At 38.8% G+C, this 13,925-nt stretch carries 11 protein-coding genes; 6 read left to right on the forward strand and 5 right to left on the reverse strand.

Going from position 1 to position 13,925, the window contains the following annotated elements; all coding sequences use genetic code 11:
- The first annotated feature begins 129 nt into the window (after nucleotides 1-129).
- Genes ACYZ0U_RS10990 through ACYZ0U_RS11000 form a run of 3 tightly spaced genes read left to right on the forward strand, consistent with a single transcriptional unit; the run spans nucleotide 130 to nucleotide 2,442 of the window.
- Nucleotides 130-1,077 carry a phosphoribosylaminoimidazolesuccinocarboxamide synthase gene (locus ACYZ0U_RS10990; protein ID WP_461452170.1) on the forward strand — a complete coding sequence of 316 codons (948 nt, stop codon included), beginning with the start codon at nucleotides 130-132 and terminating at the stop codon, nucleotides 1,075-1,077.
- Nucleotides 1,078-1,124: 47 nt separating this feature from the next.
- Nucleotides 1,125-1,502, forward strand: coding sequence for an STAS domain-containing protein (locus tag ACYZ0U_RS10995; protein ID WP_461452171.1), 378 nt, complete (start codon nucleotides 1,125-1,127; stop codon nucleotides 1,500-1,502).
- A gap of 22 nt (nucleotides 1,503-1,524) precedes the next feature.
- Entirely contained in the window at nucleotides 1,525-2,442 is a 918-nt protein-coding gene (locus ACYZ0U_RS11000; RefSeq protein WP_461452173.1) for a ribonuclease Z, read from the forward strand.
- A gap of 8 nt (nucleotides 2,443-2,450) precedes the next feature.
- Here the strand turns inward: ACYZ0U_RS11000 and ACYZ0U_RS11005 are convergent, their stop codons facing one another.
- Nucleotides 2,451-3,395 (reverse strand): MlaD family protein, encoded by a 945-nt coding sequence (locus ACYZ0U_RS11005; RefSeq protein ID WP_461452175.1) that lies wholly within the window; start codon nucleotides 3,393-3,395, stop codon nucleotides 2,451-2,453.
- A gap of 77 nt (nucleotides 3,396-3,472) precedes the next feature.
- Nucleotides 3,473-4,360 carry an N-acetylmuramoyl-L-alanine amidase family protein gene (locus ACYZ0U_RS11010; RefSeq protein WP_461452177.1) on the reverse strand — a complete coding sequence of 296 codons (888 nt, stop codon included), beginning with the start codon at nucleotides 4,358-4,360 and terminating at the stop codon, nucleotides 3,473-3,475.
- 53 nt (nucleotides 4,361-4,413) lie between these two features.
- Between ACYZ0U_RS11010 and ACYZ0U_RS11015 the strand changes: the two genes are divergently transcribed.
- From ACYZ0U_RS11015 to ACYZ0U_RS11025, 3 genes are read left to right on the forward strand one after another with little or no spacing between them, the layout of a single operon-like run.
- A complete protein-coding gene (locus tag ACYZ0U_RS11015; RefSeq protein ID WP_461452179.1) occupies nucleotides 4,414-7,134 on the forward strand; it encodes a putative LPS assembly protein LptD in 2,721 nt (906 codons plus the stop codon).
- A gap of 2 nt (nucleotides 7,135-7,136) precedes the next feature.
- Entirely contained in the window at nucleotides 7,137-8,393 is a 1,257-nt protein-coding gene (locus ACYZ0U_RS11020; RefSeq protein ID WP_461452180.1) for a competence/damage-inducible protein A, read from the forward strand.
- Between the two features lie 46 nt (nucleotides 8,394-8,439).
- Nucleotides 8,440-10,002: a dihydrolipoamide acetyltransferase family protein gene (locus ACYZ0U_RS11025; protein ID WP_461452182.1), complete on the forward strand. Its 1,563-nt coding sequence runs from the start codon at nucleotides 8,440-8,442 to the stop codon at nucleotides 10,000-10,002.
- A gap of 69 nt (nucleotides 10,003-10,071) precedes the next feature.
- Here the strand turns inward: ACYZ0U_RS11025 and ACYZ0U_RS11030 are convergent, their stop codons facing one another.
- From ACYZ0U_RS11030 to ACYZ0U_RS11040, 3 genes are all read right to left on the reverse strand, one after another.
- Complete coding sequence (locus tag ACYZ0U_RS11030) at nucleotides 10,072-11,310, reverse strand: homoserine dehydrogenase (RefSeq protein WP_461452184.1); 1,239 nt, start codon at nucleotides 11,308-11,310, stop codon at nucleotides 10,072-10,074.
- Nucleotides 11,310-12,365, reverse strand: coding sequence for a homoserine O-acetyltransferase family protein (locus tag ACYZ0U_RS11035; protein ID WP_461452186.1), 1,056 nt, complete (start codon nucleotides 12,363-12,365; stop codon nucleotides 11,310-11,312). The genes ACYZ0U_RS11030 and ACYZ0U_RS11035 overlap by 1 nt, the downstream gene beginning before the upstream one ends.
- A gap of 73 nt (nucleotides 12,366-12,438) precedes the next feature.
- Nucleotides 12,439-13,758, reverse strand: a complete 1,320-nt coding sequence (locus ACYZ0U_RS11040) for an O-acetylhomoserine aminocarboxypropyltransferase/cysteine synthase family protein (protein ID WP_461452188.1) — start codon at nucleotides 13,756-13,758, stop codon at nucleotides 12,439-12,441.
- Nucleotides 13,759-13,925: the final 167 nt, after the last annotated feature.

Consider the following 13,925-nt stretch of genomic DNA (forward strand, 5'->3'; position numbering starts at 1 on the left):
AAGAATCAAGATATAAGATTTTCTTATCTTATTTTTGACTGATAAATAAAATAGAGGCGAGAGTTAAGAATTAATGCGCAAGATTTTTCTTGTCTTGATTCTTGACTCTTGACTCTTGACTCTCAAAAAATGAATGCAATAAAAGAAACACATTTTAACTTTCCGGGACAGACGAGTTTTTACAAGGGGAAAGTACGTGACGTTTACACGATAGATAATAAATACCTGGTAATGGTAGTGAGCGACCGTATATCAGCGTTTGATGTTGTACTGCCGGAACCTATTCCTTATAAAGGGCAGGTTTTAAATCAAATTGCTGCAGGCTTTTTAAAGGCTACAGCTGATATAGTACCTAACTGGGTAATAAATATACCTGACCCAAGTGTAACTATCGGTCGCATTTGTGAGCCATTTAAGGTGGAGATGGTCATCCGTGGTTATCTTGCAGGCCACGCTGCACGTGAATATGCAGCCGATAGAAGAGAGGTTTGCGGTGTTAGCCTACCAGAAGGGCTTAAGGAAAATGATAAATTGCCTGAGCCTATAATTACCCCAACTACCAAAGCAGCAGTAGGCCATGATGAGGATATATCGCGTGAGCAAATATTGGCTAAAGGAATTGTTTCCGAAGATGATTATGTTAAACTGGAGAAATACACCCGTGCATTATATCAGCGCGGTACCGAGATAGCGGCAAAGCAAGGCCTTATTTTGGTTGATACCAAATACGAGTTTGGTAAAGTTGGTGATGAGATATTTTTGATAGACGAGATTCATACACCGGATTCATCAAGGTATTTTTATAGCGAAGGCTACGAAGCGCGCCAGGATAAAGGCGAACAACAAAAACAACTTTCGAAGGAATTTGTGCGTAAATGGTTGATAGAAAATGGGTTTCAAGGTAAAGACGGTCAGGTTGTACCAGAGATGACCCCCGAAATTGTACAATCCATATCTGAGCGATATATTGAGCTTTATGAAAAAATCACAGGTGAAACGTTTGTAAAACCAGATAGCATAAATGTGCTAAAAAGAGTTGAAAGCGCAATTAATCATGCGATAACTTCAGTTTTATAAAAATATTATAATTAAAGTTAATATATTAGCTTAAATAATTTTCGAAAATGAAATTTGCTGTTGATAAACACGAGAAATACATTTTGGTTAAGCTTAATGAATCCAAGCTAAATTCATTAGTTACCCCGCAATTAAAATCAGAACTAATCTTGATGAACGCTGAAGGTCAACGTAATATAATTCTTGACCTTTCACAGGTTAAGTTTGCCGACTCTTCAGGTTTAAGTAGTTTATTAGTAGGCCACCGCCTCTGTAAAAACGCAAGCGGATTATTTATACTAACTAACCTTTGTGATGCTGTATCAAGGCTTATCAATATTTCACAATTAGACAATGTACTTTCCATTGTACCCGGTACTGAAGAGGCACTTGATCTGATATTTTCCGGAGAGGTAGAAAAAGATTTAAAAAGAGAAGCAAAATAGCACCCTTTATTGTTTACCCTTTATGAAATTTGAGGTAACAATACTAGGCAGCAGTTCCGCAACACCAATTTTTAACAGAAATCCAACTTCACAGGCGCTAAATATCAACGAGCACCTATACCTTATTGACTGTGCTGAAGGTACCCAACAGCAAATGTTACGGTTCGGCATTAAGTCGAGCCGGATTGAGTATATTTTCATTAGTCACCTTCATGGCGATCATTATCTTGGGCTGGTAGGCTTATTGTCTTCTTTGCATTTAAACGGAAGAACTAAATCAATAACAATCTTTGCGCCGGCTCCTTTAAAAGAGATTGTGAACCTTCAGTTAAAATATTCAGAAACGGTATTGCAATATCAAATTGATTATGTTGATACCAATCCGCACACTGCAGAAATTATATTAAGCAACCAGGATGTAATTGTAGAAAGCATACCGCTTGATCACAGGATAGATTGTACCGGTTTTTTATTTAAACAAAAAAAACGAAATCGTAAGCTAATCAAAGAAAAACTGGAAGAATTAAACATACCCGCTGAGTATTATACCGCATTAAAAAAAGGAAATGATTATACTGCTAATGACGGAACGGTTTATAAAAACAGCACTCTTACCCTAGACCCTGAAGAACCTAAAAGCTATGCATTTTGCTCAGACACAATTTACACTGAAAAATATTTTGAACAAATAAAAAACGTAACGCTGTTATATCACGAAGCTACTTTTTTGCATGATATGCTGGAACGTGCAAAAAGCACTTATCATACAACTGCACTCCAAGCAGCAACGGTTGCATGTGCAGTGGGCGCCAAAGAATTATTATTGGGGCACTTCTCAGCGCGGTATAAAACGTTAAATGAATTGCTCGATGAAGCCAAAACAGTTTTCCCTAATACAGAACTAGCTATTGAGGGCAAAGCTTTTATAATAGGCGATTAGCTTTTTAACTAATCTTTCTTACCTCCAAATACTGAAAAGCTTACATAACGTTTTGGGTGAGCTTTAATATCGATAAACAAGTTATTTAAATTAGCAGTAGCATCATTTAAATTTTTGTACATATTGTTGTCATTTATCAACAAGCCTAATGATCCCTGTCCGTTATTGATTTTACCTATGGTTGCCTGTAAGTCGGCTAAAGCCTGGTTAGCACTACCTAAAGTTTGTTTTATGTTTGATGATGCCAACTGATTACTAAAGCTCTCAAAATTTGTTGAGATAGCGTCAAGGTGTGAGGTGCTGGTTTTTAAGTTACCTGATACAACCTCAGCATTAGTCATTATTCCGTTAATATGATCAGATTGTGTACCTACCAATGCATCAATTTTTTTAGTTGTCCCCTCTAAAGTTTGTAATGAGTTGGCTATGCTGGTAAAGCTCCTGTCCACATTTTTCTGAAAATCAGGATTTAATATTTTGTTAACAGCAGCAAGCGATGAATCTAATTTTGAAATTAGATGTTGAGCTTTCATTTGTATTGGTTGCAAACTTTCTGCTAAACTGCCTTGTATATCAGCTTGAAGCGTATCTTTATCAGGTGCAGTTTGTTTACTGTCACCGTAGTCAAATTTAATCGCTTTTCCGCCTAACAAATCAGTACTAATTAATTGAGCATGTGTATTTGATGGAACATTATATTGAGGGTCTATTCTAAACTCAACTACGGTACGGCCATCTGGTCGAAGCTCCATTTTTGATACCTGGCCTATTTGAAAACCGTTAACCAGTACAGGTTTGGATACTGTTAAGCCATCAACACTATTGTAGATAGCATAATATTTGTTTGAACGGGAAAAAACATCATTTCCACTCAAATAGCTGTATCCTAATATTAATACGGCAAGTGCGATCACTGTTAAAATCCCGATTTTGGTTTCGTTTGATATTTTCATCAATGTAATGTGTGTAGTTGTAGTTGTCAAATTTAAATCAAATACCGAATAAATCCGACACCGTTTAGTAAAGATTGTTATTCTGCTGCATCCTCAACCTCTTTTTTATAATTTGTTAATGCTCTAATTATGGAGGCCACTATTTCATCTTGCCCTGATTGTGAATTTAAATAAGCCTCGTCATCCGGGTTGTTGATAAAACCAGTCTCGACCAAAACAGCCGGCATGGCGCTATGGCAAAGTACCAGCACACCTTGCTCAATCACACCATCACTATGCCTGCCGTCGTGATCAACAAATTCATTATTGATCAAATCAGCTAAGTGGATACTTTGTTTTCGATATTTGGTTTTTATGGCATTCATCAATATAACTGTAGTTGGATCATTTGGATCGCCCCCGCCATTACCGGTCTCGTCAACAGCCTCATCTTCATTTAGTTTTTTGCGTATGACAGATTCTTCTTCTTTGGTACGATGAAAACCATAAACTAACAATAATACCCCTTTACCAGACCGATCAGGAACATGTATGCGGCGCCCGTGCGAATACTCAACTTTATCAGGAAGCGAATTGCAATGAATAGAAATAAAAACGTCTCCATGGCTCTCATTCGCAATTTCTGAACGTTTCTCCCATGATACATCTTCGTTTGTGCTGCGTGTTAAAACAACTTTTACGCCCGATAACTCTTTTTCTATCGCGGTTTGCAATTTTAGGGCAATTGCTAGCGTTACATCTCTTTCAAATGAGTATGACCCCGATGCGCCACGAGAATAATGCCCGCCTACACCCGGAGGTGCATATTCACCGTGTCCGGCATCAATAATTACAGTTCTGAGCTTATAGCCGGAACCATTAAGCGTATCGTTTTTTAAATTATATATAGGTAAAGAAAATAGCGAAAAGGATGTTAATACAAGGGAGAATGTGCAAATCAATCTTTTCAATATTTTTATTTTCATTATGTTTGGGCGCTGTTAAATTATTTCTGCAAAAATACTATTCGTAATCCACTTTGAAATTCATTAAACTGTTTTTTCTGCTCGAAATTGTGTTAATAGTTAATGTTTCAGCTGCTTCCAGAAAAAGCAATCGGAACAATTACAAGCCTGTTGCGGATACTATTATAAAACTTGATTCAACAAAAGACAAAAAACTTCTTAAAATTAAGCAATCTCCGCTTAATAAAGGCGCTAAAACAGATACATCTAAAAGAAAAAGCAAAGATGGGCTTGACTCTGAATTAAAGTTTAGTGATGATGACTCAACAATAACCGATAATGTACACAAAATACTTTACCTGTATGGGCATGCACGTGTAAAGTACCAGGATGTTGAAATGGATGCCGACTTTATACGGGTTGATCAAAAAAATCACTTGATATTTGCCAGCGGGAGTATTGATCCGGTTACGCATAGGTATATTGGGCGCCCAATAACAAAACAAGGGAAAGATAAACCCGTTGAATCAGATTCGCTGTTATTTGATTACAAATCAAAAAAGGGAAAGGTTTACAACCCGGCATCGCAACAGGAAGGTAACTATATTTCGGGCGGGCAGGTTAAAAAATTGAATGATGATGAGGCCGCCTATAGAAATGTTCTTTTTAGTACCTGTGATAAGCCATTCCCTGAAACTGATTTTGGAATTGTTATAACGAAAGGTATAGGTGAAAAGAATAGGATTATATCCGGCCCGGCTTATCTTGAAGTAGAAGGGGTACCATTACCGCTTGCCATACCGTTTGGGTTTTTCCCGAAGCCAGATCATAAAACTTCGGGTGTAATCTTGCCAACTTTTGGTGAAGACGCGCAATTAGGTTTTTATGTAAGAAACCTTGGGTATTATCTTGCGCTTAATGACTATGTAGACTTTACAACAGAGGGAACATATTATTCAAAAGGGTCATATGAGCTTAATGAAACTGTTCATTACTTAAACAGGTACGAATATTCAGGTAACTTATCTCTAAGTTATGGTTCGCACAATTATGGGCTTGAAGGCGATCCTCCTTCAAAGGATTTTAACATTACCTGGTCACATACAAAAAATCCAAATTCGAGCCCGGGTAGTACTTTTAGTGCTTCTGTTAATGCTGGAACATCAAGTTTCTATCAAAATAACCCAACTTCGGTAAACTATAATTTACAGGCGCTTACACAAAATAACTTAAGCTCAAGTATTTCTTATAGCAAACAGTGGTTAGGTACGCCATTTAACTTAAACATTGCGTTATCGCATAGTCAGGATTTAACCGCAAAAACAGTAACTTTAAATTTACCTACTGTTAGTTTTAACATGTCTACAATAAATCCTTTCGATTCTAAGGATAGGGTTGGAGAACAAAAATGGTATCAAAAAATTACTGTAGGGTATAGTTTACAAGCAGAAAATAATATTAATGCTGTACCCGAAAATGAGTTGTTTAAAGGTAGCACTTTATTTAAGCGTATGCAAAATGGTTTGGAACACCAAATACCAATTGGCTTTAACCAAACCTTTGCAAAATATTTTCAATTTAGCGCATCGGCTACTTATACCGAACAATGGTATTTGCAATCCATTAAAGAATCATATGATAGAAATAACCTGATAAATCCTGATGCACCGGTAATTGACACTGTAAGTGGTTTTAAAAGAGCAGGGGAATATACATTAAGTGCAGGTGTTTCAACTAAAGTTTATTTTTTAGCGCAATTTAAACATAGCAAGTTAAAAGCTATACGTGAGGTAATGACTCCATCATTATCCTTATCATATCATCCTGATTTTTCAGACCCAAGTTTTGGGTATTATAAAACAGTGGTAAGTAATGCTGTTATTCCGTATCCAGCAACCGTCACTAATTATTCAATTTTTCAAAATGGAGTATATGGCGGGCCAACAGCAGGTAAGGAAGCAGCCTTAAATTTAAGCATCGACAATACCATTGAAGCCAAAGTGCGTGCAAAAGCTACTGATACATCACAAACAGATAGGAAAATTAAAATTATCGACGGGTTAACTTTCGCTACTTCATATAACTTCGCGGCTGACTCTTTTAAATTATCACAAATATCATTTAGTGGCCATACAGCGTTATTTCACGAAAAAGTTAACGTTACTTTCTCGGGATCATTAAATCCTTATGAAACTAATCTTCGTGATTCTGTAAGCGGGGGACAAATAAATAAGTATGTACAGACTGTAAACAGGTATAGTTTTCAAGATGGCAGGCTACCAACATTATCATCTTTTTCAATGTCTATAAGTGGTAGCCTTAATCCCTCAACCTTCCAAAAAAATGCTACTACCCCTCCGGTTGGTGCTTTAGTAAATAACACAAACGGACAACAAGCCAATAGGCTGGCTTTATTAAATAGCGATCCCGGCGCATATGTTGATTTTAAAGTGCCGTGGAACATTTCATTCAATTATAACTTTTCTTACGCTAATAATATAACCAATACAAGCATTGCCAATACACTTATGCTAAGCGGGGATGTTAACCTAACGGACAAATGGAAAGTGCAATATACAACTAACTATGATTTAAGGGCCAGGCAGTTAGGCAGCGCTACATCATTCTCTATTTATCGTGATTTGCACTGTTGGGATCTTAGCTTTCAATGGTTACCATTTGGCTATTATAAATCATATAATGTTACTTTGCGGGTTAAATCAACAATATTGCAGGATTTGAAGTTAAGTAAGAAAAGCGATTACACCAGCAGCCCTTATTTTAACAATCAATAATTATGCTTGCAGAAATAATTACCATAGGCGACGAAATATTAATAGGACAAATTGTTGATACCAACTCAGCATTTATTGCCCGGCAATTGAATAGTGCAGGTATTAGGGTTAAACAGATCTCATCTGTTTCTGATGATCGCGATCATATTTTAACTGCATTAAAAGAAGCAAGTAAACGTGCCGATATTATTTTGATAACAGGCGGATTAGGCCCGACAAAAGATGATATCACCAAAAAAACTTTAGCGGCTTATTTCGGAGTTGGATTAGTTGAAAACAAAGATGCGCTTGATAATGTGCAGCGCATCTTTAAACGCCTTCGTGGTGAGGATGCTGAATTGTTGGAAGTTAACAAACAACAGGCATTAGTTCCCGAAAATTGTGAGGTTATCCTGAATAAAAATGGCACTGCTCCGGGAATGTGGTTTAACCATGAGGGTAAAATTTATGTATCGATGCCGGGAGTACCCTTTGAAATGATGTATATGATTGAGGAAGAGGTGATACCGAAACTAAAATCGACACTAAAACTACCTTTCATTATACATAAAACCATATTAACTGCAGGCGAAGGTGAATCTTACCTTGCTAACCGGATTGCTGATATTGAAGATGACTTGCCAACATACGTTAAATTAGCTTATCTGCCAAAGTTAGGCCAGGTGCGTTTAAGATTAAGCGCCTATGGCGAAAATGAAACCTTATTAAAACAAAAGGTTAACGAATACGCCGCCCGTATAATTGAACGTGTAGGCAATGTTGTAGTGGCCGAGGAAGATATCCCGCTTGAAAAGGTGATTATGAATAAACTGGCAGAAAAAGGTCAAACACTTTCAATTGCCGAGAGTTGCACAGGTGGTTACATATCACATTTATTTACGCAACATGCGGGCGCATCTAAGATGTTTTTAGGCGGCGCGATCAGTTATTCCTACGAATTAAAAGAAAGCATATTAGGTGTTAAAGCCGAAACTTTGGCAAAATATGGTGCCGTTAGTGAACAAACTGTTACCGAGATGGTTGAGGGCGCTCTGCATCAGTTTAAGTCGGATTATGCCATTGCTGTTACAGGTATCGCGGGACCCGATGGAGGCACTGAAGATAAGCCTGTTGGCACTGTTTGGATAGGAGTGGCAACTGCGGGTAAAACACAAATAAAGAAATTCACATTTGGTAGTAAACGTGCCCAAAACATCGAAAGAAGCGCGATTTCGGCATTAATTATGTTGAATACTTTACTTAAAGATAGTGGTAAGTAAGCTATCCTTTGATTAATTTTGACCAGACTAAGTATATAATTTTTGTATGGCCAAATATCAGCTATTACTACCTAAAATGGGCGAGAGTGTTGCGGAAGCAACCATAATCAAATGGTTAAAAAAACCGGGAGATTATGTAGAGGTTGACGAAACCGTAATGGAAATTGCGACTGATAAAGTCGACTCAGAAGTTCCATCGCCTGTAGCGGGAATATTATCAGAACAACTTTATGCGGCAGATGATGTAGTACAGGTAGGTGCAGTTATTGCCACCATAGAAACCAGTGCTGGCAGCAATGTACAGGAAGCTGCACAAGTTATCGAACCTGTAAAACAAGCAGAGCCTGAAACTCATGCGGCACCGATAGCACAACAGGAGCCGAAACCGGTTTCAACCCCGATTAAAGAAGAAGATCCGGTTGCAGAACCCATTACCGAAAAGATACCGGGCATTGAGCAACTGAATCAAAATTCAATACCGACAACGCAATCTGCTCCGGTTAGTGATGCTGTAAGATTTTATTCTCCTTTGGTTAGAAGCATTGCTTCACAGGAGGGAATTGGCAGTGCTGAACTCGACCGTATTCCAGGATCAGGAACTGAAGGCCGTTTAACTAAAGATGATCTTTTAGCATATATTCAAAACAGGTCAAATTTACAACAGCCGGTAGCAACGCCGGAACCTGTTAAGACGGAAGCGCCTAAAGCAGAACCTGTTATTGCTGCTGAACCTATTGCTACTACTGTTGTTGAGCCGTTAGCATCCGCGCCGCAACCAACGCCTGTATTTAATTCGCCAAAACCACAACCGGTTGCAGAACAAAAAACTGCGGCTGAAAATAAGCCACGACAACCAACAACACAGCCAAAATCTGAACCAAAAGCAACATCGGTTTCAGGCGAAGTGGAAATCATCGAAATGGATCGTATGCGTAAGTTGATTGCTGAGCATATGGTTTACAGCAAGCATACATCTCCACACGTAACCTCGTTTGTTGAGGCAGATGTAACCGCGTTGGTTAAATGGCGCGACCGTGTTAAAGATAAATTTGAAGCCCGTGAAGGCGAAAAGATAACCTTTACGCCAATATTTATTGAAGCCGTAGTAAAAGCCATTAAAGATTTCCCGATGATCAACATATCTGTAAATGGCACGCAAATCATCAAAAAGAAAGATATTAACATTAGTATGGCAACTGCGTTACCTAATGGTAACCTGATTGTTCCGGTTATTAAAAAAGCTGATGAACTTAACCTGGTAGGTTTAACCAAAGCAGTTAATGACCTGGCTAATCGTGCACGTAACAGCAAATTATTACCGGATGATGTTAAGGAGGGTACTTTCACTATCACTAATGTTGGTTCGTTTGGTAATGTTATGGGTACGCCAATTATCAACCAACCGCAGGTAGCGATATTGGCAGTAGGCGCAATTAAAAAGAAACCTGCTGTTATAGAAACTAAACTTGGAGACATGATCGGTATTCGTCACATGATGTTCCTTTCACTATCATACGATCACCGTGTGGTTGACGGTGCATTAGGCGGTATGTTCGTTAAAAAGGTAGCTGATTACCTGGAAAACTGGGATATCAACAGAGAAGTTTAATCTAAACATATATAAACACTAAAGGCTCCTTTTTGGAGCCTTTAGTGTAAAAACTATAATCAAAAAATTCTAATTAAGCACTTCTGCTGCAAATTTGGCTTCTTGAGCTAAAGTTACACCTGTCAGTTGATCGGCGAATGCCACAAAAGCCTTATTGTTGTCAATGCGTTGTTTGTTGTCAATCAAACTTTGCAGGTTGATCTTACCGATCACAAATTTATAACTATCTGAGTAGTAACGCTCCTGGATGTGATTAAACTGTAAAGCCTCAACCAAATACTCATCCTCGTAACGCAGGTAAATATTCAGTTCAATATCATTAGTAAAATTAAGGTCCTTTTTAGCTTTTGCTTTTTTGTATTCGTACTGGTAGTCATAACGTAGTGCCGCGATATCAGATAATACCGCTGATCCTGTAGGGTGTCCACCGGCTCCCTTACCAAAAAAGAATTGTTGATCGGCGAATGCAGCTTGTACAGTTACACCATTATATTCATATTCAACATTGTATAAAAATTCGGTTTCGTTCACGAATTTTGGCAGAACAAACATCGTGATATGCCTGTCGTCCAACTCCTTAGCAACCGGAACCAGTTTTATCTTCAGATTTTTCTCGCGGGCATACTGCAGATCGCTGGCTGCAAGATTTTGTATGCCTATATTTAATACCTCTTCAGGTTTAACAATTATACCGTATGCATGTGATGCCGCAATAACCAGTTTAAATTTAGCATCATAACCGCCAACATCCATTGTTGGATCGGTTTCGGCAAAACCAAGGTCCTGGGCTTGTTTTAATGCGCTGTCATAATCCAAATTTTCTAAAAAGCCTTTGGAAAGGATATAGTTAGAGGAACCATTAAAAATACCACTTATAGAGTGCAGCAATTCATTATCATAATACTCTTCCAGGTTACGGATGATCGGGATACTGCCGCAAACCGCACCTTCATACAATAAAGAAGTACCATATTCCTGTTGTAATGCGATCAATTCTTCCAAATGCGTAGCGATCATTTTTTTGCTGGCCGATACCACATTTTTGCCTGATCTTAATGCACGTGATACGATCTCGAATGCTGCTTCAGTGTCATTGATCAGCTCGACGATGGTATTGATCTCCGGGTTATTTAGTATTTCATCCCTATCAGTAGTAAATAATTCTGCCGGTAGCGAGCGTTTTTTATCCGGGTTTTTTATAGCGATCTTAACTATTTCCAAATTGAGGTTTTTTGTCCGGATAATATCGTTCAATCCCTGGCCGACAACTCCAAAACCAAATAAACCTATGTTTAACTTTTTACTCATTATGCTGTTCTCTGTAACTCTATAATTTTTCCTTTAACGTCTGTTTTGAAAAAGGAAGTGATGATATTTGTTAATGCTTCTGTTTCAATTAAAAATCCGTCGTGCCCGTAAAAGGAATCCAACTCAGCAAATGCCGCTTTAGGAATATGCCTGAACAGGTATTGCTGCTCCTCAATAGGAAACAATACATCAGATTTGATACCGATAACCAATGTTTTGGCTTTGATGTTGCTTAATGCTTTTTCAACACCTTTACGGTCACGACCCACATTATGCGAGTCCATCGCTTTGCTCAAATACCAATAGCTGTAAGCATTAAACCTGTTTACCAGCTTTTGACCCTGGTAGTTTTGGTAGGATGATGCACGATGCTCATCGCTGATGTTATCATCCTCATCCTGCTGGCTTACAGAATAGGTTTTGTAACCACGGTACGATAGAAGCGCTATACTGCGCGCTGCTTTCAAGCCTTTTTGTCCCCCATCAGGCGAATTTGAGTAAAAGGTACGATCGGCAGTTAAAGCCAAACGTTGTGATTCATTAAACGCAATTCCCCAAGGAGAATGGCGGGCATTTGTAGCGATCAGGATGAGATTTTTAATGCGTTCCGGCTCGATGATTGCCCATTCAATAGCTTGCTGTCCACCCAGGGAACCACCGATCAATATGCCGATCTCTTTTATTTTAAGGTGCTCCGCTAATAAATGGTGTGCATTTACAATATCACGTACAGTAAATTGCGGATAAGCCAAATAATAGGGCTGACTGGTTACAGGATTTTCGCTCAACGGATTTGTTGTTCCGTAAGGCGAACCTAAAATGTTAGCACAAATGATAAAATGATCTTCAGGATTGAAATAATCATTCTCGCCAAAAAGGCCTTTCCACCAATCTAATACATCGGAATTTGCAGTAAGCGCATGGCATACCCAAACTACATTATCCTTGCTTGCATTCAACTTCCCGTAAGTGTGATAACCTATTTCCAGGTTCTGCACTTTTTGTCCTGACTCGAACTGAAACGGTTTTAAACTTTTAAAAATCTGTGTACTCATGTTTCTTTTTGTCGTTACAAGCGCTTTCTTTTTAAGCAAAGCATCTATAACAACATTATTATAACTTAAAAAATTATATTAACTCTGCTGTAAGCTCCTGTATTTTAATAAATGCTTGTTCAAAATCTGCTTTAATATCATCTATATGTTCAATCCCAACCGATACGCGTAACAGGGCCGGGGTAACGCCTGCTGTCAATTGCTCTTCATCAGATAATTGCTGATGCGTAGTTGCTGAAGGTTGTATAATTAATGTTTTTGCATCACCCACATTAGCCAAGTGACTTGCCAATTGCAGGCTGTGAATAAAATGAGAGGCATTTTCTTTGTCGCCCTTGATCTCGAAAGAAAGCACCCCGCCAAAACCATTTTTTAAATATTTTTTGGCCAATGCGTGGTATGGCGATGATGTTAAACCCGGGTAGTTTACCTTTTCTACCTGTGGATGGGCTTCCAGCCATTTCGCTAATTCAAGCGCGTTATCTGTGTGACGTTGTACCCTTAACGAAAGCGTTTCCAGTCCCTGCAATAATAACCAGCTATTGAAAGGTGCTTGTGACGGGCCGAAATCTCTTAAGCCTTCAACACGTGCACGGATAATGAATTGAATGTTGCCAAAAGGCCCATCAACGCCAAATACATCAGCGAAAACTAATCCGTGATAGCCTGCAGACGGTTCGGTGAACTGCGGGAATTTGCCATTACCCCAATTATAATTACCGCCATCAACAATTACACCTCCGATGGTAGTACCATGTCCGCCAATCCATTTGGTGGCAGATTCCACTACAATGTGGGCACCATGTTTTAGTGGCTGAAATAAGTATCCGCCTGCGCCAAAGGTATTATCAACGATCAAAGGCAAGTCATGCTGTTTGGCAACCGCAGCTAGCTTTTCAAAGTCAGGGATATTAAAGCCCGGGTTGCCTATGGTTTCTAAATAAATAGCTTTAGTGTTTTTATCGATCAGTTTTTCGATATTTTCAGCCTGGTCATCTTTCGCGAAACGCGCATCGATACCTAAGCGTTTAAACGCTACTTTAAATTGATTGTAGGTACCTCCATAAAGGAAAGGTGAGGTTACAAAGTTATCCCCGGCTTGAAGTATATTATTTAAAGCCAGGAATTGTGCCGCTTGTCCCGATGCTGTTGCCAACGCAGCAACACCGCCTTCTAATGTCGCTACGCGCTGTTCGAATACATCGGTAGTTGGGTTCATCAGGCGGGTATAAATGTTGCCGAATTCTTTTAAGGCGAACAGGTTTGCCCCATGCTGTGCGTTTTTAAAAACGTAAGAAGTTGTTTGATATAGCGGTACAGCGCGTGAGCCTGTTGTTGCATCAGCTTGTTGTCCGGCGTGTAGTTGTAGGGTTTCGAATTTTAAGTTTGACATGACTTAGTGTTTTACAGGTGATTAAAAATTTGAATTTGTTGGCTGGGGTACGATTGGATAATATTATCCACCGCAGGTAACACGCGTTTTTTCAAAAATTACGAAAGAATAGACGTGTACTGGTTCAACAACAGCAGCAACACATGCAAATACAGCCTGTAGAATAG

Source organism: Mucilaginibacter sp. (genome assembly GCF_965225845.1).
GTDB lineage: Bacteria > Bacteroidota > Bacteroidia > Sphingobacteriales > Sphingobacteriaceae > Mucilaginibacter.